The sequence below is a fragment of the Hyphobacterium sp. CCMP332 genome, from assembly GCF_014323565.1.
GTDB lineage: Bacteria > Pseudomonadota > Alphaproteobacteria > Caulobacterales > Maricaulaceae > Hyphobacterium.
On sequence record NZ_CP058669.1, the window covers coordinates 1,654,035 to 1,675,926 of the forward strand.

The 21,892-nt window shown below is 61.6% G+C and carries 17 protein-coding genes; 8 read left to right on the forward strand and 9 right to left on the reverse strand.

The annotated features are described in order from the left end of the window. Position 1: 1 nt before the first annotated feature. Entirely contained in the window at positions 2-919 is a 918-nt protein-coding gene (locus tag HXX25_RS08480; RefSeq protein WP_187165502.1) for a thioesterase family protein, read from the forward strand. On the opposite strand, the gene HXX25_RS08485 is transcribed toward HXX25_RS08480, so the two are convergent. From HXX25_RS08485 to HXX25_RS08500, 4 genes are all read right to left on the reverse strand, one after another. Next, positions 916-1,749, reverse strand: a complete 834-nt coding sequence (locus HXX25_RS08485) for a type IV pilus biogenesis/stability protein PilW (protein WP_187165503.1) — start codon at positions 1,747-1,749, stop codon at positions 916-918. The two genes, HXX25_RS08480 and HXX25_RS08485, sit on opposite strands and share 4 nt — an antisense overlap. A gap of 35 nt (positions 1,750-1,784) precedes the next feature. Continuing rightward, positions 1,785-2,594 carry a hypothetical protein gene (locus tag HXX25_RS08490; protein ID WP_187165504.1) on the reverse strand — a complete coding sequence of 270 codons (810 nt, stop codon included), beginning with the start codon at positions 2,592-2,594 and terminating at the stop codon, positions 1,785-1,787. A gap of 74 nt (positions 2,595-2,668) precedes the next feature. Next, on the reverse strand, positions 2,669-3,559 hold the full coding sequence (locus HXX25_RS08495; RefSeq protein WP_187165505.1) for a LysR family transcriptional regulator: 891 nt from the start codon (positions 3,557-3,559) through the stop codon (positions 2,669-2,671). Between the two features lie 9 nt (positions 3,560-3,568). Continuing rightward, a complete protein-coding gene (locus tag HXX25_RS08500) occupies positions 3,569-4,408 on the reverse strand; it encodes a class I SAM-dependent methyltransferase (RefSeq protein ID WP_187165506.1) in 840 nt (279 codons plus the stop codon). A 375-nt stretch (positions 4,409-4,783) separates the two neighbouring features. Between HXX25_RS08500 and HXX25_RS08505 the strand changes: the two genes are divergently transcribed. The 3 genes from HXX25_RS08505 to HXX25_RS08515 all read left to right on the forward strand — a co-directional run bounded on the left by HXX25_RS08505 (position 4,784) and on the right by HXX25_RS08515 (position 7,202). After that, positions 4,784-5,506 (forward strand): hypothetical protein, encoded by a 723-nt coding sequence (locus tag HXX25_RS08505; RefSeq protein ID WP_233346611.1) that lies wholly within the window; start codon positions 4,784-4,786, stop codon positions 5,504-5,506. 297 nt (positions 5,507-5,803) lie between these two features. After that, positions 5,804-6,235, forward strand: coding sequence for a DUF2141 domain-containing protein (locus tag HXX25_RS08510; RefSeq protein ID WP_187165507.1), 432 nt, complete (start codon positions 5,804-5,806; stop codon positions 6,233-6,235). A 640-nt stretch (positions 6,236-6,875) separates the two neighbouring features. Then, positions 6,876-7,202 carry an endonuclease domain-containing protein gene (locus HXX25_RS08515; protein WP_233346994.1) on the forward strand — a complete coding sequence of 109 codons (327 nt, stop codon included), beginning with the start codon at positions 6,876-6,878 and terminating at the stop codon, positions 7,200-7,202. A gap of 237 nt (positions 7,203-7,439) precedes the next feature. Here HXX25_RS08515 and HXX25_RS08520 read toward each other — a convergent pair whose 3' ends face one another. From HXX25_RS08520 to HXX25_RS08540, 5 genes are all read right to left on the reverse strand, one after another. Then, positions 7,440-9,629: a 3-hydroxyacyl-CoA dehydrogenase NAD-binding domain-containing protein gene (locus HXX25_RS08520; protein ID WP_187165509.1), complete on the reverse strand. Its 2,190-nt coding sequence runs from the start codon at positions 9,627-9,629 to the stop codon at positions 7,440-7,442. Positions 9,630-9,641: 12 nt separating this feature from the next. After that, the gene (locus HXX25_RS08525) at positions 9,642-10,850 is read right to left on the reverse strand and encodes an acetyl-CoA C-acetyltransferase (RefSeq protein WP_187165510.1); all 1,209 of its coding nucleotides are present in this window, start codon (positions 10,848-10,850) and stop codon (positions 9,642-9,644) included. Positions 10,851-10,978: 128 nt separating this feature from the next. Continuing rightward, positions 10,979-12,145 carry an acyl-CoA dehydrogenase family protein gene (locus tag HXX25_RS08530; RefSeq protein WP_187165511.1) on the reverse strand — a complete coding sequence of 389 codons (1,167 nt, stop codon included), beginning with the start codon at positions 12,143-12,145 and terminating at the stop codon, positions 10,979-10,981. Then, a complete protein-coding gene (locus HXX25_RS08535; protein WP_187165512.1) occupies positions 12,146-13,924 on the reverse strand; it encodes an acyl-CoA dehydrogenase C-terminal domain-containing protein in 1,779 nt (592 codons plus the stop codon). It lies immediately after the preceding gene. A gap of 20 nt (positions 13,925-13,944) precedes the next feature. Continuing rightward, positions 13,945-14,451, reverse strand: a complete 507-nt coding sequence (locus HXX25_RS08540) for a MerR family DNA-binding transcriptional regulator (protein ID WP_187165513.1) — start codon at positions 14,449-14,451, stop codon at positions 13,945-13,947. Between the two features lie 130 nt (positions 14,452-14,581). On the opposite strand from HXX25_RS08540, the gene HXX25_RS08545 reads away from it, so the two are divergent. The 4 genes from HXX25_RS08545 to HXX25_RS08560 all read left to right on the forward strand — a co-directional run bounded on the left by HXX25_RS08545 (position 14,582) and on the right by HXX25_RS08560 (position 21,891). Further along, positions 14,582-16,705: a hypothetical protein gene (locus tag HXX25_RS08545; protein WP_187165514.1), complete on the forward strand. Its 2,124-nt coding sequence runs from the start codon at positions 14,582-14,584 to the stop codon at positions 16,703-16,705. 177 nt (positions 16,706-16,882) lie between these two features. Continuing rightward, a complete protein-coding gene (locus HXX25_RS08550; RefSeq protein ID WP_187165515.1) occupies positions 16,883-20,143 on the forward strand; it encodes an SEL1-like repeat protein in 3,261 nt (1,086 codons plus the stop codon). Between the two features lie 15 nt (positions 20,144-20,158). After that, positions 20,159-21,094, forward strand: a complete 936-nt coding sequence (locus tag HXX25_RS08555; RefSeq protein ID WP_187165516.1) for a sulfite exporter TauE/SafE family protein — start codon at positions 20,159-20,161, stop codon at positions 21,092-21,094. Next, positions 21,091-21,891, forward strand: coding sequence for a TIGR02186 family protein (locus tag HXX25_RS08560; protein WP_187165517.1), 801 nt, complete (start codon positions 21,091-21,093; stop codon positions 21,889-21,891). Before HXX25_RS08555 ends, HXX25_RS08560 begins: the two co-directional genes overlap by 4 nt. Position 21,892 lies beyond the last annotated feature (1 nt).

Genomic DNA, 21,892 nt, shown 5'->3' on the forward strand with positions numbered 1-21,892 from the left:
AATGATTGAGCTCTGGAGAGGATGCGCGAACGCGTGGGAGTGCGATGAGCTCGGACACCTCAATGTTCGTTTCTACCTGGCGAAAGCCTGGGAAGCGGTCGGCGATCTGTCTGAACGCATCGGCATGTCGGGCGCATTTGGACCCGGCAGTGTCGCGACACTCCTGCCGCGCGATATCAGCATCCGCTATCTCGGCGAAGTACATCCCGGCACACCGCTGGTGATTGAAGGCGCAATTGTCGGGGTCAACGCGAAGTCCGCAGATATCTGCCTGATTGTTCGCAATGCCGCATCAAAACGCATGGCGGCGGTTTTCACCATGCGGTTGAATCATTGCGTCGCGGGCTCACGAAAGCGATTTGAATGGCCCAATCGCATTCGATCCGAACTCGAAGCGTTACTGACAGGATTGCCTGAGGAGGCGAAGCCACGAAGTCTGTATGCCGGACCACCAAAAAAAGGCATCCGTCTGAGCGATGCCGATAATCTGGGATTGTCGCAAATCGGGCGCGGCCGCATCAATCCGGAAGACTGCGGTCCGTTCCGGCAGATGATGCCCGAACACCTTCAGGGCAAGATATCCAATTCCGCTGCGAATTTTTCCGAAGCCTTTCCCGAGCAGACCGCCGCCCATGCGTCCGGCTCTGTCAAAATCGGCGGCGCGCTTCTGGAAGGGCGCATTTGCATTCGCCGTTGGCCAAAAATCGGCGATGGCTATGTCATCCGCTCCGGTGTGCAGTCCGCCGATCGTAATGTTCGCACCATCATCCATTGGGTTTTTGACAAACGGGGACGCTTGCTTTGGTCGATGCAGGGCATTGCCGGCATTCTCGACCTGTCTGCCCGGAAACTGGTGAAAGCCGATGACGCAACACTCGCGGAACTGGAACGCGTCAGCAAACCGGAATTGAGCCTCTAATTGACAAGCTCCCGCGCGCGGGCCCGGGCGGCGACCGCCTGCCCGTCAGTCGCGGCAACATTCGCGGCCTGCTCGTATAACGCTCTGGCGGCATCCAGATCACCACGTGCCGCATGGGCCTCTGCCAGTGCAATAACCGCATCAAAACGTCCGGGCTCGAACGCGATCACCCGTTCCAGCAAGACCGCCGCCTCATCGGCTTGCCCTTCATCCAGCAAGCATTCGGCATGCCGTGTCAGTGCGTCGATATCCCAGGGGTCGGTTTCCACAGTAGCGGCCGCATCAGCGCAGGCATTCATCGCTGTTGCCGGCACCGGCGTTTCGGCAAGTTGCGATTCCGCCGCGTCAGGCGTTGCCGCATCAGGCGCTGAATTATCCATCGCTTCTGTGTCAGGCATATCGCCAGACGTGGCCGATGGAGGTGCGGGCGTGTCAGTCGGCGTGGATGCTGTCGCCGGGTCACCGTCCGCAGCCATCGCCGTCCAGCTCAACCGGTACCCGCTTGTCGTCGGCGTGACATCCAGGCCATCAGCACTGCCGGGCAGTTCAATCCGGACCATTTGCCCAAATTCGGTTGGCGTGGCCTCGACAGCCAGAATCCAGCGGCTGCGCAGCGGCTCGATACGCCGCGAAAAAGCCCGGGGACCGGAAAATTCCAGCTCGATTACGCCGTCATTCACGCGCGAGACCAGCAATTCCGGAGCGTCATCAAACCCGATAAACAGGTCCGCGCGTTCGCCGGAACCAAGTTCACGCAAATCAATTATATCCGCCACCGCGAGGGCGGGGAAGATCAGGCCCGAAAGGCAGGAGAGAATAAACCGGCGCATGGTCTCCGAGGTGAGCCGCGCCGGTTAAAGAATGCCTAACTGACCGGCGCTCTGGGTCCGGCACAGGAGTCATAGCCGAAGGCCCCGATCAGACTTCCACCGGCATCTCGGACCGTTTCATAAACATAGCACGCATCGCCCCGGGTCGGCATTTCGGACCGGACGAAAATCGGATCCGCCTCACCCAGCCGGACATCAACCGCACTCAAAGGCACAATGGCATTCACCCGTACATCATTGATGGTCACGCATTCCCAGCGATTGCCGGTATGGTCCGCCATCCGGATGGCCGTCCCGCTGGCTGTGGAATAGGCGAAGGTGACGTGATCGGCATCATTGCGCAGCTCGGCCATGCAGAGATCTATCGCCGGCATCCAGTCGGCCAGATAATTGGACCAGCGATCATTCGCCGCATTCTCGGAGGCGCACCCGCGATACCTGTCGCTGCCAATGACGAGCGTTGCAAAATAGGATTCCTCGCCATCCGCGCATGGCCCGGCCTGCAACATGACAAAAACATCCCGGCCATCACCGGTTTGCCCGGTAAAGCGGCGCACACCCTCGTTCAGATAGGGCTCTTCTATGGCCAGATTGACCGTCATCCCGCCATCGCCGTTTGTAAACGAGAAGTCGACATCAATCGTCTGGCCCGAGGACTGATAAACCATCGCCCCGTCCCAACCCGTATCGCCCGACATGACGTATCCGAAATGACTGTCGGGAAGTTCGGTTGCGCGCTGCGGCTCATAGTCGAACGCGCTACTGGCAAGCCCGCCGCCCGGACTGGTCGTTGCGCAAGCCGTCAGCCCGGCGGCCGCGATAAGGACTGCTAGAATTCGTTTCATCGTGATCTCCCCAGATCATGTATCCCCGAGTATTCCGCCATACTGCCACGAGGGCGTGCCGGCCGCCAGTATCGTCAGAGCTGCCCCTTGAAGCTGTCGGCGAGATGGTCAACGAACAGGCGGACACGTTGCGACAGATACCGGCTGGACGGGAAGACCGCCCAGAGATCACGGTGATCCGGTTCCCAGTCCACCAGCACCGGCACGACCCGCCCTGCCCTCAGCGCATCCCGCGCCGCCCAGCTGGGGCTGCAGGCAATCCCCAATCCCTGCGCGGCCGCTTCAATGGCCGCTGTTGCCCCATTGAGCGTCAGGCGGCCGGAGACTTTCACTTCTTCGGTGGCTTCGCCTTGAGAAAACTTCCACAGCTGCGGTGCCGGCTTGTTGCGATCAATGATGCAGTCGTGATTGACGAGATCTGCAGGAATGTCTGGATGGCCGGTCGCCGCCAGATAGTCCGGCGATGCGACGACAGACATGCAGGCGGGGGCGATCTTCTTGGCGATCAGGCTGGAATCGGTGAGATGACCAATACGAACGGCCAGATCAAACCCTTCATCGACCAGATCCACCATGCGGTCGGCCATGGAAATCCGCACATCCACACCCGGCCATTTGCGCATGAAATCCGCCACTACCGGCATCAGGATTCGCGCACCAAAATCGACCGGCGCTGATATTCGCAACACGCCGACCGGCGCTGCGTCATCGTCGGCAAAGCCGTCCTCGATCAGTTCAAATTCCGACAGCCAGGGGCGGATACGTTCCAGCAGGGCCTGGCCGGCATCCGTCAGCCGGACCGAGCGCGTCGTGCGCTCCAGAAGCCGCGCCTGCAGCCGGGTTTCCAGAGCGGTAATCTGCTTGGAGGCCGCGCCGGGCGTCATGCCTTCCTTCTCGGCGGCCTTGGTGAAACTGCCGAGTTCCGCAACGGCAACGAAGAGGCGAAGGGAGTCGATACGATCCATGGCGTCAGCCTAGTCTGAAGACGTTCGCCGGGCGATGACTTCAATCACCATCGGCGTTGTCAGGATGCTGTTCGGATCGGCGGCGCGTTCATTGGCGAGGGCATGAAACCGCTGTCCGTCTTCCTCTGACAGGAATTTCAGCTCGACCAGCCGGTCAATTCCGTCCGATTTCAACCACCCCATCGGCCAGTTCCACACCAGTTCGCCGGGGCGTGTCGTAAAGATATGCGGCGTCATGAATTCGGTTTTCCAGCCGATGTTTGCCATCATGGCGGGCAGCTGTTTGGCGATATTCGGTTCGCCGCCAAAGGCGCGCCAGCTGGCCTTTACGGCATCGATAAAGCGGTCCTGCACGGGATCCGCAGGGGAAAAACCGAAGGTTTCGTAATGGCCATATTCATGCGCGATAAAAACGCCGCCGGGTTTCAAGACCGTTTTCAGACGTTCGAACAAATCCTGCGGGTCGGCGAGGAAGGACAAGACCCAGCGCGACCAGATCATATCCACGCTATGGCCCGGCAGGGTGAGTTTGCCGAGATCGGATTTGAGGGTCTCGATATTGGTCAGCCCCCGCAGTTTCGCGCCTTCATTGACGGCCTCGAGGAAGAGCGCCGATTGATCGACCGCGATGACCTTGCCCGTCGGGCCGACCAGTTGCGCGAGATCAAAGCTGGCATGGCCGGGACCGGACCCGATATCCAGCACCGTCATGCCGGGCTTGAGACCGGCCCGGCGCCAGCCGGCCAGCGCCCGCTCGCGCCAGATCGCATGCTGCTGGCCGAGGCGGAGTATTTCCTGATTGGAGGCGCCGATGATGTAGTCATCTTCCGGCAGGCTGGACTGGCTCATCTGTTTATCCCCGCAATGCGGCGTGAATGGCCACATTTTTCCAGTTTTTGCGATTTTGTCTCCTACTACTACTACAATTGTGTCAGCGGCAGCAGGCAGTATGGGCGGAAAGCTGACGCCATGTGCACCAGTTTACCACCCTGACAATGCGATGGGGATTGTGAAGGGAAAACAGTCCGTCGTGCAAACGGGATCAGCGTGTCTTGTCGCTCGTGTCCGGTTGCGTCTCCTCCTCTTTTTCCGTCTCCGGCATCGCCGTCCCGGGCGAATAGGAGGGCAGGTCGTGTTTTTCGCGTTGCTTCATGGCTGATCTCCAACAGACTACCTGTCAGTCAAACGCATCGGAGACCGGCGCTGTTCCCGCATACAGAATTCATGAACCAGACAGCGGCCCGCCCCCTTCCGGCTTGCCGCCATGCCATCGCCATGAGACGCTTGTGGTTTGCCGCGCCAGCGGTCAACGCGGCGCCTGTGGAGGATGCCGCCATGAAATCCGAGATCAACGCTCTGGCCGCCCGTATCCGGGCACTGGAAGCCGAGCTGGAGGAGAAGCTGATCGAACGCCGCCGCGATCTGGAATACAAATGGTCGCACGGGCGGGCGGTCTTCAGCCGCGAAGTGAAGGAACGCCAGCGCAAGCTGAAAATCTCGGCCGGACGCTTTTTCGCCACATCCGGTTTTCTGGAAATCCTCACCTCACCCTTCATCTATGCGGTGACCCTGCCCTTTATTGCGCTCGATCTGTTCGCCAGCCTGTTCCAGATGGTCTGCTTTCGCGTTTATGGCATCCGGCAGGTCAAACGCCGCGACTATGTCGTCTTCGATCGCCACCGCCTCGCCTATCTGAACATCATGCAGAAGATCAATTGTACCTATTGCGCCTACGCCAATGGCGTCCTCGCCTATGTCCAGGAAATTGCCTCCCGGACCGAGCAATACTGGTGCCCGATCAAACATGCCGAACGGATCAAGGACGCGCACAAGCGCTATGCGGCCTTCCTTGAATATGGAGACACCGCCTCCTATCCGGACGCCCTTCAGGAGCAAAGAGCGGCGCTGAAAGCTGAAGACGACGCGGCAGAGGAAAAATCAGTCTAGCTGCCGGCTCGCCCGTATCTGACCGTTCCGCCAGATCCGCTCAGCCCCGCTGGCGCGCCATAACCGCCTGTCATGCCGCCTGTGATCGATCCTGGCAGGTCTGTTCACCGAGGCATTTCACAATCCTGTCCCTGTAGAGGCACGGCCAGTCTTCCCCACTCGCGATGCGCGAATGGGGAAAGCGCGCCATTCACCCGGGAATTCACTCCGCTCGCGAAGTTCGGATTGCCCGCGGCCAGCCGGGCCCGCAAAGCCGTCTCGCAAGTTCAAAACGTCACTGAGTACGGAGAAACCAACGTGAAACACCTCATCCTCCCCGCCCTGGCAGCTGCCAGTCTTTTCGTTCCCGGCGCAGCCGCCCGCGGTGATACCGCCCGCCTGACGATCACGGTTCACGGCTATTCGGACGCCAATGCCGTTATCGAGCTGGGTCTCTTTGCCGATCAGGCTGGCTGGGACGAGGACCGCGCCTTGCGCGACATTCGCGTGGTCGCCGATGGCAGCAGCGTCGACATCGTGATCGAGGATGTCGAACCGGGCGTCTATGGCATCAAACTGTTCCATGATGCCGACAATGACGGCGAGCTCGACTTCAACCGGTTCGGCATCCCCCAGGAAGACTATGCCTTCTCGAACAATGCACGCGGCCGCTTCGGTCCGGCGCGGTGGGAAAATGCCCGCTTTACGGTGGAAGCGGGCGAGAATTCACACCGCATAGAGCTGAACTGATCATCGGGAAGCAGCGGGGCATCGCACCGATGCCCCATACACCAACCGCCCGTCTCTTCTCTCTTGCGAGCGGAGTGGCGGGCGGCGGCGCGGGGGGATTTCCCGTTTCCGGTCTTTCCCCGTTGCTGGTCCGGTTTCCGTGCCGTATCGCCGGTTTGACCCTTTGATGTCTCCGGTGTGACCCTTCGACTGGCCGGTGTGCCCGAACCTGTCCCTTATCCTTCCGGGTTTGATCCCTTCCGGTCCGGAACCCTCCAGCGCTCTGCTGTTTTGACACAGCGGCGGTCTGAAGGATCGGGTTCCGTTGGCGTTTCGGTGAAGATTGGCCTCTGTTCACCCGATGACTGGAGTGAACGCCTGAATCCGCTTCCGGTCAATTATTGGCCCTACGGTTTTTGTGGATAAAAAAGCGGTTTTTGTTCAAAACTCCGAAAAGCGCCGGTTTTTGAGGGGGAAGGGAATGGCGCTCTTTTTCACAATTAGGATGAAACGAAATACTATTTTGAATTGAAAAAGAAAATTTGTAGAGCCATGTCTTTCTCCCCCCGCTTGCGGGGGGAGTGTCGCGCAGCGACGAGGGGGGCGAATGCGTAAGGGAGAAACCCGGTCCCGCATGTTTGCAAGGCGGCTTCGCCGCTCCATGACCGATGCGGAAACCATACTCTGGTCCCGGCTCCGGCGCGGTGGCCTGAACGGTTACAAATTTCGCCGTCAGCATCCGGTCGGTCCGTACATTGCCGATTTTGACTGCATAGAGGCCAGGCTGGTGGTTGAGGTCGATGGGGCGACCCATGCGACGCCCGATGAAATCGCTTATGACCGGCGGCGAACACATTACCTTCAAAAACGCGGCTGGATCGTCTATCGGGCGGCCAATCCGGACATCTATGAAAATCTCGACGGCGTTCTGGACGGGATAGAGGCGCATCTCCCCCCTCCACCACTACGTGGTCCCCCTCCCCCGTAAATGGGGGGGAATCTGGAGGCCTCCTTCGAGGCTCGCCCTGCTCGCACCTCAGGATGAGGTTTATGAAACGGCCCCTCACCCTTCGCGCTGACGCGCTCTTCCCTCTCCCTCGAGGGAGGGACCCGGCGCTGTCTGCCGTCAGGCAGAATAGCGTTGGGAGGGTGAGGGGGGCATAAAAAAGGGCCGGACGCCTTTCAGCGCCCGGCCCCTCTCTGCGTTGCTCCCGGTCCCTCCGGTTTACGCCGCAGCCTGTTTGCCGCCAAAGCGGCCATAGAAGGTCTCACCCTTTGCGGCCATGTCGCGCAGGAGGCCCGGCACCTTGAACGGCTCGCCGAAATCCTTCGCCATCTGGTCGGCTTTTTCGACAAAGGCTTTCGCGCCAATCGTGTCGATGAAGGAGAGCACCCCGCCGGTATAGGGCGCAAAACCCCAGGCGAGGATGGAGCCGACATCGGCTTCGCGCGGATCCTTGACCACGCCCTCTTCCATGCAGCGCGCCGCTTCGATGGCCTGCGCATAGAGGATGCGGTCTTTGACTTCCTGCACGTCCGGCTGAACCGATTTCAGACCGTCCACCGCGAACTGGTTCAGCTCCGGCCACAGGCTCTTCGACTTGTCTTCGGCATAGTCATAGAAGCCCTTGCCGGTCTTGCGGCCATAGCGGCCGAGCTCATACATCCTGGTGATGATCGGATCGGACTTGCCGGCGACATAGGCAGAGCCCAGGTCTTTCTTGGTCTGCTCCTGGATTTTCCAGGCCAGATCGATGGCCGTCATGTCCATCAATTCCATCGCGCCCATCGGCATGCCGGCCATGCGGGTGCCGTTCTCGATCAGCGCCGGGGCATAGCCTTCTGACAACATGGCCAGACCCTGCTCGCCAAAGCGCATCACACAGCGATTGCAATAGAAGCCGCGCGTGTCGGCGACCACAATCGGCGTCTTCTTGATCTTCGTCACGAAATCAATGGCGCGGGACACAGCCCGGTCGCCGGTCTTGTCGCCGACAATGACTTCGACCAGCGCCATTTTTTCAACCGGCGAGAAGAAGTGGATGCCGACGAACTGGTCCGGCTTGCCCGAGGCTTCGGCCAGCGACGAAATCGGAATGGTCGACGTGTTCGAGCCAAAGATGGCGTCCGCCTTCATATGCTCTTCGGCGGCCTTGGTGATCTTGTGCTTCAGCTCGGAGTTTTCAAACACGGCCTCGACGACCAGATCGACGTCGCTGAGCAGGGAATAATCGGTCGTCGGCGTGATCAGCGCAGCCATGGCATCGGCCTTGTCCTGCGCGACCTTGCCGCGGGCGACGCCCTTGGCGAAATGGTCCACAGCGTGTTGCTTGCCCTTGTCCGCGCCTTCCTGATTGACGTCGATCAGCACGACCTCGATCCCGGCCTGCGCCGAGACGGTGGCGATGCCCGCGCCCATGAAACCGGCACCGATGACGGCGATCTTCCGGACCTCTTCCTTCGAGGTTCCGGCCGGACGCGCCCCGCCCTTGTCCAGCGCCTGCTTGGACAGGAAGATGGAGCGGATCATGTTGCGGCTTTCCGGACGCATGAGCAGCTTGGTGAAATAGCGGCTTTCGATGCGCAGACCGGCATCAATCGGCACCTGGATGCCTTCATAGACGCACGACAGGATATAACGCTGGGCCGGATAATTGCCCTTGGTTTCCTTCAGCAGCATCGGGTTGGCTGCGCCGAAGGTCTGCATGCCCGCAGGCGTATAGACGGCCCCGCCCGGCATTTTGAACTTGTCCTGATCCCAGGGCTGTTTTGCGCCCATCGGATCGGCTTTCACCAGCTCTTTCGCCTTGGCGACGATCTCGGCCAGCGGCGCAATCTCGTGGACGACGCCCTGTTCCTTGGCCTTCTCCGCATCCAGCTGCTTGCCCTGCAGCATGATCGGCGCGGCATTCATCACGCCCATCAGGCGCGGCAGGCGCTGTGTGCCACCACCACCCGGCAGAACGCCGACCAGCGCTTCGGGCAGGCCCAGCTTGGCGCCGGCATCGGTCGCCATGACGCGGTAGTGACAGGCCAGCGTGACTTCAAATCCACCGCCCAGCGCCAGACCATTGATGGCCGCCGCAATCGGCTTGCCGCAGGTTTCCAGCTGGCGCAGCTGCGCATTCAGGCGGAAGGCCATGTCGAAGAGTTTCTGCTTGGCTTCGTCTTCCGACAGGCCCGACAGGTCCATCATGCCGCTGCCCAGCTCGGACAGATCGGCCCCGGCGCAGAAGGCTTTCTTGCCGGAGGTGATGACCGCGCCCTTGATGGCGTCATCGGTCGAGATTTTCTCGACCAGCTCGCCCAGCTCGGACATGACGCCCGCGGACAACACATTCATCGAGACGTTCGGGCTGTCAAAAGTGATCAGCGCAATGCCGTCAGAGTCGAGTTCAAATTTGAAATGGTTCATTGTGATATCTCCTTAAACCCGCTCGATGATCGTTGCCGTGCCCATGCCGCCGCCGACGCACAGCGTGGCAAGGCCCGTGGACTGACCCGTCCGCTCCAGCTCGTCGAGCAGCGTGCCGAGGATCATGGCGCCGGTCGCGCCCAGCGGGTGACCCATGGCAATCGCGCCGCCATTGACGTTGGTCTTGTCGTGCGAAATGCCCATATCGTCCATGAAGCGCAGAACGACAGATGCGAACGCCTCGTTCATTTCATAAAGATCGATATCGCTGGCGCTCATGCCGGCTTTCTTCAGCGCCTTGAGCGCCGACGGCGCCGGGCCGGTCAGCATGATGGTCGGCTCCGAGCCGATAGAGGCCATGGAGACGATGCGCGCGCGCGGTTTCAGGCCGAGCTTCTCGCCCATTTCCTTGGAGCCGACGAGGATCGCTGCCGCGCCATCAACGATACCGGAAGAATTGCCGGCATGGTGGACGAAATTGACCTTCTCCACCTGCGGATATTTCTGGATCGCCACGGCGTCAAACCCGACAAAGGCCGACAAATCGCGGAAGGCCGGATTGAGCGCGGCCAGCGATTGCATGTCGGTTTGCGGGCGCATCAGCTCATCATGGTCGAGCTGGACGAGGCCGAGCTGGTTCTTCACCGGCACGACGGATTTCTTGAAGCGACCCTCTTCCCAGGCCTTGCCCGCGCGCTTCTGGCTTTCCACCGCATAGGCATCAACATCATCGCGCGAATAACCGCCCAGCGTGGCGATCAGGTCCGCGCCCACACCCTGCGGCACGAAGTAATGATCGTACGCCATCTCCGGATCGGCCGCCATCGCGCCACCATCCGAGCCCATCGGCACGCGGCTCATGGATTCGACGCCGCCGCCAATCGCCATATCGGCTTCGCCGGACATGACTTTCGCCGCGGCCATATTTGTCGCTTCCAGACCCGAGGCACAGAAACGGTTGATCTGCACACCGGCGGTGCTTTCAGCGAACCCGGCATTGATCACAGAAGCGCGGGCAATGTCGGCGCCCTGCTCACCCACAGGCGACACGCAGCCCAGCACGACATCATCAACGTGGCTGGTGTCGAGATTATTGCGGTCCCGGATCGCCTGCAGCGCCTGTGTGGCCAGCTGCAGGGCGGTGATTTCATGCAGGGAACCGTTTTTCTTTCCCTTGCCGCGCGGCGTGCGCATGGCGTCGTAGATATAAGCTTCGGTCATGAGGGGAATCTCCCGTTGAATTATTCTGTCTCCCCCTCTCCCTGCGGGCATTCGCCCTTTCCCTCTCCCTCGAGGGAGAGGGAGGGACCCGCGCCGTCAGGCGTGGGAGGGTGAGGGGATGGGGTTCATCAAAGCGTCCGTGAAATCAGCAGCTTCATGATTTCATTCGTGCCGCCATAGATGCGCTGCACGCGGGCATCGCGCCACATGCGCGCCACCGGATATTCGTTCATGAAGCCATAACCGCCATGCAGCTGCACGCATTCATCGATCAGCTCGCACTGCGTATCCGACACCCAGTATTTCGCCATCGAGGCCGTGGCCGCATCCAGTTCGCCCTTGAGCAGAAGATCGGAGCAATGCTGGCAGAACACTTCGGCAATCGTCGCCTTGGTTTTGAGTTCCGCCAGTTTGAACTGGGTGTTCTGGAAGGCCATGATCGGCTTGCCGAAGGCGTGGCGTTCCTTGACGTAGCGGATAGTCTCATCCAGCGCGCGCTTCATCATGCCGACGCCCTGAACGGCGATCTGCAAGCGCTCCTGCGGCAATTGCTGCATCAGCTGGATAAAGCCCTGACCCTCTTCCGGGCCCAGCAGCGCATCGGCCGGCACCCACATATCGTCGAAGAAGAGCTCGGCCGTGTCCTGGCCTTTCAGCCCCACCTTGTCGAGCAGGCGTCCGCGGCGGAAACCTTCCAGACCGTCGGTCTCGACCATGAAGAGCGACGTGCCCTTGGCACCCGCGGTCGCATCCGTCTTGGCCACCACGATGATGAAATTCGCCGTGCCGCCATTGGTGATGAAGGTCTTGGAGCCGTTGATCCGGTATCCGTTGCCGTCCTTTTTCGCCGTCGTCTTGATACCCTGGAGGTCAGAGCCCGCCGCGGGTTCGGACATGGCGATCGCGCCGACATATTCGCCGGAAATCATCTTCGGCAGGAGGCGCTTTTTCTGCTCTTCCGAGCCGTAATGCCAGATATAGGGAGCGACGATGGAATTGTGCAGCGATGCGCCCCAGCCATCCACACCCAGCTCGGATACCGCCATGTGGAAGACATAGTCGTGACGCCAGTCACCGCCGGCACCGCCATATTCTTCCGGTGCGGCCGGGCAGAGCAGACCGGCTTCACCCGCCTTGGTCCAGACCTCGCGATCAACGACACCGGTCTTTTCCCAGCGCTCGCCATGCGGCAGGCATTCTTTCTCGATGAAGCCCTTGACCGCTTCGTAGAAGATATTGACGTCCTCCTGGTCGAGCCATTCGGGACGTTTGACGTTGAGGGGATCTGCCAGCATTTAGAATGCCTCCGCTTCGAGCGCCATCATGGAGGCGGCACCCGCCTTCACCTTGGCCAGATGCATGCCGCCTTCCGGGACCCAGCGGTCGAGGAAATAGCGGCCAGTTGCGAGTTTGGTTGCATAGAAAGGGTCGGACGCATCGCCCGCTTCCGCTGCCTTCGCCATCAATGCCCACATATAGGTGAGACAGGTCAGGCCGAAGAGTTGCAGATAATCGTGGCTGGACGCGCCCGCATTGTTGAAATCCTTGAGCCCGTTTTCAACGAGCCAGTCGGTCGCCTCTTTCAGCTGCGCCTTGGTCTCGGCCAGCGCGTCGAGGAAGGGCTGCGTTGCCTTCGACCCGCCTGCGGCAGCCAGCGCATCCAGCTCTCCGAAGAAGGAATTGATCGGACGCATGCCCTGCATGGCCAGTTTGCGGCCCACCAGATCCAGCGCCTGAATGCCATTCGTGCCTTCATAGATAAGGGTGATGCGCGCATCGCGCAGGAACTGGCTCATCCCCCATTCCTCGACATAGCCGGATCCGCCAAAGACCTGCAGACCGTTCGAGACAGAGAGGAAGCCCTTGTCCGTCAGATAGGCTTTCACGATCGGCGTCAGCAGCGACATATAATCGCCGGACTTTTCACGCTGGGCCGGATCATCGGATTTTTCTTCCAGATCACCATGCAACGCCGTCCAGGAAACGAGGCAGCGGGCCGCCTCCACGAAGGCTTTCTGATCCATCAGCATACGCCGCACATCCGGGTGCACGATGATCGGATCGGCCGGACCGTCCGCGTTTTGCGGGCCGGTCAGCGAGCGGCCTTGCAGGCGGTCTTTCGCAAAGGCCAGCGAGTTCTGATAGGCCACTTCGCCCAGCGCCAGCCCCTGAAGACCCACGCCCAGACGCGCCTCATTCATCATGACGAACATGATCTTGAGGCCCTTGTTTTCTTCACCGACGAGCCAGCCCGTCGCCTCGTCATAATTCATGACGCAGGTGGCATTGCCGTGAATGCCCATTTTCTCTTCCAGGCCGCCGCATTGAAGCGAATTGCGCTCCCCCGGATTGCCGTCGTCATCGAGAATGTGCTTGGGCACCACGAAAAGCGAGATGCCCTTCACCCCGTCCGGCGCGCCTTCAATGCGGGCCAGAACGAGGTGGATGATATTTCCGGCCAGGTCATGCTCGCCGGAGGAAATCCAGATTTTCTGTCCGGAAATCTTGTAGCTGCCATCGCCATTGGGGACAGCCTTTGTCCGGAGCAGACCCAGATCCGTACCGCAATGCGGCTCGGTCAAATTCATCGTTCCGGTCCATTCGCCGGAAATCATCTTTGGCAGATACATCTGCTTTTGCTCTTCGGAGCCGCCGGCCAGCAACGCTCGTACCGCTCCGCCGGTCAGACCCGGATACATGCCGAAGGCCATATTGGCTGCGGATGTCATTTCCGCCGTCGCCAGTCCGAGCACTTGCGGCAGGCCCTGCCCGCCATATTCCTGCGGTTGCGACAGGCCCATCCATCCGGCCTCGGCAAACTGCTTGTAGGCGTCAATGAAGCCGGTCGGCGTGGTCACCGAGCCGTCATCATGGCGGGTGCAGCCCTCGACATCGCCCGTGCGATTGAGCGGCGCCAGCACCTGCTCAGACACTTTCGCGGCCTCTTCAAGGATCGCATCGACCGTATCGGCATCCGCATCGGCAAAGCCCGGCAGACTGCCGTATTTGGACATGTTCAGAACATCATGAAGCACGAATTTGTAATCGCGCGTCGGGGCTGTGTAGACAGGCATCAGGACCTCTCCCTTGAAATTCAGGTCTGTGTTTCGTGAGAGCCCGGTTCGGGCGAAGCACCCGTCCAGACATTCATGCGGGCCGCCGCCAAAGCTTCAAAAGCCCGGGCGCGGTGTTTGATTTCTTCGGATGGTTCGCGATTGGCGAGCCGGTCTTCCAGCCAGGTCCGGCCGGCTTCCAGCTCGGCAATCGCCGCATCAATATCGTCACGCTGGCTGTTCAGCGCATCGATGCGCTCATGGAACCGGTCCAGCATGTCGGTCAGGGCCGACGGGTCTTGCGAGGTGATCGCTTCCATATCCAGCATTTCGCGGATTTCGTCGAGCGAGAAGCCGACGCGCTTGCCGCGCAGGACCAGAACCAGCCGTGCACGATCAGCGATGGAATAGACGCGCGAAGCGCCCTTGCGTCCCGGATTGAGCAGGCCCTTTTGTTCGTAGAACCGCAGCGTGCGCGCGGTCACGTCAAATTCGGATGCCAGATCCCGGATCGTGAATTCGCTGTTTGTCAGAGTGGTCGTGCTCATGATGTGAATGTGACTCACCCTTACGCGAACGTCAACGTAAACTTTGTGACATTTTCTAACTGGCTGACAGTGTTAAAGCAATCAGCGGTCCGGGCTTGCGTCCGGACGCAGGGGGAAAGATAACATCACCATGAAACGCCTCCTCACCCCCCTCTTCGCTCTTCTTCTTGCTGCACCTGTCTGGGCGCAGGACGCGCCGTCCGGCCTGCCACTGCGCGGCGATAATGGAAATGAAATCGACGTCGATGCCGATGAGGAAATCACCGCCAGCGACGCTGACACACCGGCCGATGAGGACGCCGGCAGCGACGATACAGACGCGCCTGCTGACGCCGCGGAACAAACAGACGAAACGTCTGACGAGACCGGCCCGGCGGCGGATGATGCCGGTATCGATGCCGATCAGACAGATGATGACCTTGCAGAAGATCCGGGCGACACCGAAGCCGCGCCGGCTGAGGATGACGTAACAGACGACACCGCCGGAAACGTGACGGACGAAACAGACGGTCTGGCCGCCAGCGATGACGATGCGGCACCGGCGGACGCCGACGCTGCCGATGAAGCCGACGCTGCGGATGAAGCGGAATCCGGCGAACCGGCAGCCACGGACTCTCCGGACGAGACGGCCGCCGAAGACATTGTGGTCCATTCGCTGTCTCCGGCAACGCCCTTCCTTGGCAGTGCTGAATTTATGGCCGTGCGCCCGTCCAGCGATGGCGAGCCTTTGCGTCTGGAATGGTCCGTCCAGCGGCAAACTGCGGATGGCGAAGCAGTCGGCGAACCCGTCGCGCGAACACTGGTGATCGCGCCGGATTTTGTGCGCGATGAAACGCCGTCGGAAATCTCTGTTTATGATTTTCTGACCAGCCGCCATCTGGAAATTGATGCCGATGCCAACACGTTGACCAATACGGCCTTTGCGGCAGAGGTCCGCCGCCGTCTTGATACCTATCTCGGCCTGTCGCAAGGCGGCCGGCTCGACGACATTCCGCTGGGTCCGGACACGTCATTCGACCGCTTCTGGCTGGAAGCCGCCATGGGCATTCGCCGCTCGCCGGAAACACTGGCACAATCCTATGAGGATGGGGCGCTCACCGTCGCACGCGCCGGAGGCCTGACCATTCTGTCCGCGCAATTTTCGACACAAGGCGAGACCGCATCTGACGCAGATGATACCGCCGCCGAAGACGAGCCGGCCGAGACCGAAGCTGACGGCCTGACGGATATCGATAGAGCGGCCATGCCGCTGGATTTGTCCTCCGGTGAATCGGTGGTCTTTGATCCCTCACAAGCGGCCAGCCCGATCAATCTGAACCTTAACGACAACACCGTTGACTATCCGGACGCAGATCCGGCCGAGCAGGCGCAGGCCGAATTGCTGCGCCGCTGGATGCGCCATGCTCTGCCCATTCATCCCGACGCGCTGAGCGCGCTGGAAGGCGCGCCCCGTATTCCCGAAACGTTCGCCTTTTTTGTGGTCAGCCCGGAAAGCCCCGAAGGCCGCCGCGAAGTCTGGACACTGCAATCTGTCGAAACCGTCGAGCCCGGCCTTCGACTGGAAGACGGGCTGTCGCCTGCCTTCAATGGCGGCGCGCTGATCAGCGACCGGCTGGTCCCGGCCGCGATGGCAGCATTGGACGCCGATGAGGCCATCAGCCAACAGCGCTTTCTTGACGAAATCGAGGCGCATGCAGCCACCGGCGATCATGTGCGGGCCTATCTCGCCAGCCTGCAGGAACAGAATCATAATGGCGCTTGCCCACCGGCCGCTCAGGCGGCCGCGCGGCCGGTATGTGGTGAAGTCAGCGGGCTGATTGCCGCGGGACTGGGCAATCCGGCGTTTGAAGACCTGTTTGGTCTGATCGCCGGGCCGGTCGGCACCGGCAATGAAGCCATGGTGGAAACGCTCCAGCCCTATCTGGATGACAACAATCTGGCCGGCGCCGCCGCCCGCACTCTGACTGCAAAGGCGTTATTGGCCTGGGCCGCCCGCGACCCGGAAGGCCCGCCCGAAGATCTGTCGCCCTTTGAGCTGCTGGCCGAAGCCATCGAGATCGATCCGCTGGCCAGCGCGGCCTGGTGGGAAATCGGCAATGCGCTTCTGGTTTCGCGCGATCCGCTGTCCGGCTGGACGGTCTTTGATACCGGCCGGACCCTTCTGCCGCAGGACGCGCCCGGCCTTCTGGTTCAGGTCGAGGCATTGGAAGACCGGTTGCGCACGCTCGCACCTGAATTCTTCTTGCCGCGTTAAGGAATCTTTACCCGGGATTAACCCAAACCGCCGTCATTAACGAAGTGATGTGGATGACTTCGCGCGCCACGTCCCTGCATGACTTGTGGATATACCACATCTGGGGGGCGGTTGACTGGTTTACACAAGATTAACCCGTCAGCTAGCGTAGGGCATCGGAATGGAGAGCGATTCGCTATGTCCTCGGCGGGACCCTGGAGTGTCAAAGGCATAGACCCCCGCGCCCGCGCTCGCGCCAAGACCGCAGCGCGCCGGGAAGGCATGACGCTGGGCGAATGGTTGAACACCGTGATCCTGGACGGCGGACCCGACCGCGATGGCGAGCCGCGCTGGGAAACCAGTCTGGAAAGCTATCCCGGATTTGCCAGCCGCAGCGACGAAGGCGATGCCCTGTTGCGCGGCATGGTCGAACGCCTCACCGAACGCATCGAATCGACCGAACAGCATTCCGCCAGCTTCCTGAATGAAGTCGACCGCTCGCTCTCGGATCTGGCCGAGCGCGTGGAGCAAACCGACCAGACCTGGCGGCAGGATCAAACCCGGACACGCGAGCTCGCCGAGGCCGCGCGATCTGCGGCTGAAGCCCTCGCCCTGCGCGTCAAGCGCATCGAGGAGGCCGGCGGCGCGGCAGACCCGCAAACGCTCAAGACGTTTGAATCCGCATTCGGCAAACTCGCCCAGCGTGTTTTCCGCAACGAGAATGACAGCCTGCGCTCCGCCGAAATCATGCAATCGGCGCTGGATGAATTCGGACAGGCGACCGAAGCTGCCACCGTCTCCCTGCAAAAGCGCATCGAAACCATGGAGGCGGGCCAGACCCGCCTGGGCGATGACTTGCGCAAGACCGCCAGCCGGTCGCACGAGACTGGCCAGGTCCTGCAGAGCCTGCACACGGCAGCCGACCGGCTTCGCCGCCGCGTCGAGGACACCGAGCGTCTGACCCATGACGCCGCCAGCGCGTTCGAGCAATCCGTCGCCCGGATTGATACCCGCTTGCGCTCGCTCGAAACCCGGCCGTTTGCAGCCGATAATGGCGATCTCGACCGCCGCTTTGACCTGTTGTCCGATGAGTTGGCGCGGGTTGTCGCCGACACCCGTGCGCAGGTCGCACGCGAGCTGGAAGACGCCGTCTCCGAACCGCGGGTCGAGCGCCTAGAACGCGCGCTGAAATCGGCCGAGACCCGGATTGCCGCCGCTGAAACCTCGCATTCGGAATCCCTGAGCCGGATCGGCCTTGAAATCACCCGCCTCGCCCGCGTCATGGATGACCGCATCAGCGAGAGCGAGAAAAAAGCCGAAGCGCTTCACAATACCGACAGGGCCGACCGCGAACTGACCCAGCGCTTCGATGCCGTGCGTCATGAAAACCGCGAAGCCATTCAGAAACTCGGCGAAGACGTCTCGGCCCTCGGACGGTCACTCGGCGAGCGCGTCGAGAAGAGCGAAGCGCGCGCCGCAGAAGCCATCGAAACCGCCACCAAATCCATGTCGGATGCCGTAGCGCGTCTCGAAGAACGCCAGGCCGCCAAATCGCAGGAAAGCGATCTCGAAGATCGTTTGCGTCAGTCTGAGGAACGCACGGCCAAGCGGATCGAGGACGCGATCAGCGGCATATCCGGCAAACTGGAACAGGCGCGCGCCGAAGCCGAGGAAAGCCTGTCTCCGGTTCAGCGCGCCATGAATGCGCTCGCGGATCGTCTGGAAGCCATCGAAAACCGCGCGGCTTCAGAAGAACCCGCCGTGGAAGAGACGCCCGCCGCCGCGCCTCAGCCAGCTCCCGCCATGCGTCAGACGGCCTATTCCGAGCCGGATTTCAGCACACCCCTGCCCCCGCCACCTGATGCGGAAACGCCGCCAGGTTATGACGACGATGAGGTCGACGATCCCTTCATCATCGCCGAGGCTGCCACTCCGCCTTCCCGCAATACCGTGCGGGAACCGGTAGAGCCCGATGAATTCCTGGTCGACGAACAGGCGCTGGAACAGGAGCGCGCAGACGCCGGTCAGCGCCGCCATCGCGGACCCTCCTCCGATGCGGGCATGATCCTGCAACCGATGGCGCCGGTTGACGAACCGGTCCGCCGTCAGCGTCCGCGTCAACAACCGGCCGAAGCGCCACGTCAGAAGCCGCGGGCGGCACTGGGCGCAACGGCAGATGCCGACTTCCTCGCGGCAGCCCGCAGCCGCACACGCGGCGACCGCTCGGCCAGCTTCGACCCTTATGTGACCGAAAGTTCCGAGGGCGGGAATGGCCGCGTCATCATGATCGCCGCCAGCCTGTTGGGTTTTGTCGCCATCGCGTCCGCAGCGGGCATGCTGCTTTACGACAATTTCAATGGTGAGCCGGCCAGCACCGCTGAAGCCTTGACGGCGGATGTGCTTGGCGACGGCAGCACAACCCGGCCAATCGGCATCGAATCAGACAATGCTACGGATACCAGTCAGCCCGCCGGGACATCTGACCCCGCGATGGACACGGACGCCGCCGGGGAGCCGGTAACAGAGACCGCCGCCGCGCCGGAACAGACCGCCACGCAAGTCGCAGCGCCGCAGACGGCCGCGCCGGTCGAGACGTCACCTCCGCCCGCCGCCGAAGCCGAAAGCTCCGTGCCGAGCGAGCCGGTCGTCGTCACCCTGCCGACCCTGCAGCAAGCCGCCGCAGCCGGAGATCCGGTCGCGCGCTATCTGCTGGGCGAGGAACGCCTGTCGAGCGGCGATGTCGCCGGCGCCGCCGCGCTCATCCGGCGTGCCGCCGAACAGAATGTCCCCGCCGCGCAGTATCGCTATGCCAAACTGCTGGAGCGCGGCGAAGGCGTGGATCAGGACCTGGCGGCGGCCCGCCAGTGGACCCGCCGCGCCGCCGATGCCGGCCATCGCCGCGCCATGCACAATCTCGGCGTCATGTATGCCACCGGATCGGGCGGTGAAGAAAACCTCGAAGAGGCTTTCCGCTGGTTCGAAGAGGCCGCCCTGCGCGGACTGACGGATTCCCAGTACAATCTGGCGGTTCTGTTCCAGCAGGGACAGGGCACGGAGCAAAGCCCCGGCGATGCCTATGCCTGGTACTCCATTGCGTCTGCCGGGGGAGATACCGGTGCCGGCCAACAGGCGGCCGCCATTGCCGGCACACTGAGCGCCGAAACCCTGTCTCAGGCCAATGCCGTTGTCGCCAGCTTCACACCCCGCCCCTTCGATGCCGAAGCCAACGGCCAATACAATCGCAATTGGGGCGCAACGATCACGCTTGATACCGATCTGATTGCCTCGGCCCAGAGCCTTCTGAACACGCTGGGCTATGATGCTGGTGTGGCGGATGGCCAGCTCGGCCCCCGCACCGAAACGGCGGTTCGCGCCTTCCAGACGGATCGGGGACTGCCACCGACCGGCATTATCGATCCAGCCTTGATCGGGCGCCTGGAAAACGCCCGCTCCGGCTAGAGTCGAGGGGAGGCGATGCAGATCTACCTGCCGATCGCCGAAATTTCGGTCAATATATTCCTCCTGCTGGGCCTCGGCCTCGGGGTGGGTTTCCTGTCCGGCATGTTCGGCGTTGGCGGTGGCTTTCTGATGACGCCGCTGCTCTTCTTCATCGGCATTCCGCCGGCAGTCGCCGTGTCGACCCAGGCCAATCAGATCGTGGCCTCCTCGGCCTCCGGCGCCATCGCGCACTGGCGTCGGCAATCGCTCGATCTGAAGATGGGAGTTTTCCTGCTGATCGGCGGCGCGGCGGGCTCGATCGGCGGCGTCCAGCTCTTCTCTTTCCTGCGAAGTCTGGGCCAGATCGATCTGATTATTTCGCTGTGCTATGTCGGCTTTCTGGGTGTGATTGGCGAGCTGATGCTGATTGAAAGCATCGGCGCCATCCGCCGCCGTGCGCGCGCCGGACACGCCACCCAGCCGGTTTCCAAACGCCGCAAGCGCCGGCTGATTGACCGTCTGCCATTCAAGACCCGCTTTCCCGAATCCGGGCTTTACCTGTCCATCATTCCGCCCATCGTGATCGGCTTTTTCGTGGGTCTTTTGTCGGCGATCATGGGTGTGGGTGGCGGCTTCATCATGGTCCCGGCCATGATCTATATTCTGCGCATGCCGACCAATGTCGTGATCGGAACCTCCCTGTTCCAGATCCTCTTCGTGACAGCGCTGATCACCTTTCTTCAGGCCGCCCAGAACCAGACCGTGGATATCGTCCTGTCGCTTCTTCTAATCATCGGCGGCGTCATCGGGGCCCAGTTCGGAGCACGCGCCGGACGGCATATCAAGGCCGAGGAATTGCGCGTCGCACTCGCACTGATGGTGCTGATTGTCTGTCTCAAGCTGGGCTGGGATCTGGTGGCCACACCGGCCGATCTCTTCACCATCCTGCCCGCAAGGGAGGTCGGCGCATGATCGCCGCCCTCGCCGCCGTCGTCCTGATGCTGCAAGGCCAGCCGGCCATGGATATCGAGCCACAAACCGGCCCGCGTATCGTGGCGGCGCTCAGTCAGGAAGTCGTGGAAATCCGCTCCGACTTTGCGGGCGCAGAGATCATTCTCTTCGGGGCCGTGACCGGTTTTTCCGACGAGGATGATATCGTTATCGTCGTGCGTGGCCCGCACACCGATCTGCGCGTCATGCGCAAGGAGCGCACATTCGGCATCTGGATCAATCGCGCGCCGGTGCGGTTTGAAGACGTGCCCAGCTATTATTCCGTCGCCTCCACCCGTCCGCTTCAGGATGTCGGCGGATTCTCCGCCTTGCGCCGCGAAGGGATCGGGCTGCAGCATTTGCGCCTCAGCGCGCCGGACAGCGAGCGGACCGAAGTCCGCCTCGGTGTCGAAGTGACCGTCAGCGAAATTGCCGAGGACATCATCGAATACCGCGAAGCCATCAGCCGCAACCGCAGGCGCGATGCTTTGTTTGCGGAAACCGCAACCGGTCTTGAAATACTCGAAGGCGGGCTTTTCCGCGCCACTGTCGCCCTGCCCCCGGCCACACCGGTCGGCGACTATACCGCGGACGTCTATCTCTTCCGCGACGGTCGTGCGGTCGCCTCCGGCACGGTCGCGCTGGAAGTCCGCAAGGCCGGCATCGAACGCATCATCTATAATTTTGCGCACGAGCATGGCTGGCTGTACGGGCTGGTCTCGATTGCCCTCGCGCTTCTGTTCGGCTGGGGCGCCGCAGCCATCTTCAACAGGAGATAGG

Bases quoted from the DNA above. Each gene is read 5' to 3' on its own strand.
- HXX25_RS08480 (WP_187165502.1), top strand. From the start codon at position 2: ATGATTGAGCTCTGGAGAGGATGCGCGAACGCGTGGGAGTGCGATGAG.
- HXX25_RS08485 (WP_187165503.1), bottom strand. From the start codon at position 1,749: ATGCGCCGGTTTATTCTCTCCTGCCTTTCGGGCCTGATCTTCCCCGCC.
- HXX25_RS08490 (WP_187165504.1), bottom strand. From the start codon at position 2,594: ATGAAACGAATTCTAGCAGTCCTTATCGCGGCCGCCGGGCTGACGGCT.
- HXX25_RS08495 (WP_187165505.1), bottom strand. From the start codon at position 3,559: ATGGATCGTATCGACTCCCTTCGCCTCTTCGTTGCCGTTGCGGAACTC.
- HXX25_RS08500 (WP_187165506.1), bottom strand. From the start codon at position 4,408: ATGAGCCAGTCCAGCCTGCCGGAAGATGACTACATCATCGGCGCCTCC.
- HXX25_RS08505 (WP_233346611.1), top strand. From the start codon at position 4,784: ATGAACCAGACAGCGGCCCGCCCCCTTCCGGCTTGCCGCCATGCCATC.
- HXX25_RS08515 (WP_233346994.1), top strand. From the start codon at position 6,876: ATGACCGATGCGGAAACCATACTCTGGTCCCGGCTCCGGCGCGGTGGC.
- HXX25_RS08520 (WP_187165509.1), bottom strand. From the start codon at position 9,629: ATGAACCATTTCAAATTTGAACTCGACTCTGACGGCATTGCGCTGATC.
- HXX25_RS08525 (WP_187165510.1), bottom strand. From the start codon at position 10,850: ATGACCGAAGCTTATATCTACGACGCCATGCGCACGCCGCGCGGCAAG.
- HXX25_RS08530 (WP_187165511.1), bottom strand. From the start codon at position 12,145: ATGCTGGCAGATCCCCTCAACGTCAAACGTCCCGAATGGCTCGACCAG.
- HXX25_RS08535 (WP_187165512.1), bottom strand. From the start codon at position 13,924: ATGCCTGTCTACACAGCCCCGACGCGCGATTACAAATTCGTGCTTCAT.
- HXX25_RS08540 (WP_187165513.1), bottom strand. From the start codon at position 14,451: ATGAGCACGACCACTCTGACAAACAGCGAATTCACGATCCGGGATCTG.
- HXX25_RS08545 (WP_187165514.1), top strand. From the start codon at position 14,582: ATGAAACGCCTCCTCACCCCCCTCTTCGCTCTTCTTCTTGCTGCACCT.
- HXX25_RS08550 (WP_187165515.1), top strand. From the start codon at position 16,883: ATGTCCTCGGCGGGACCCTGGAGTGTCAAAGGCATAGACCCCCGCGCC.
- HXX25_RS08555 (WP_187165516.1), top strand. From the start codon at position 20,159: ATGCAGATCTACCTGCCGATCGCCGAAATTTCGGTCAATATATTCCTC.
- HXX25_RS08560 (WP_187165517.1), top strand. From the start codon at position 21,091: ATGATCGCCGCCCTCGCCGCCGTCGTCCTGATGCTGCAAGGCCAGCCG.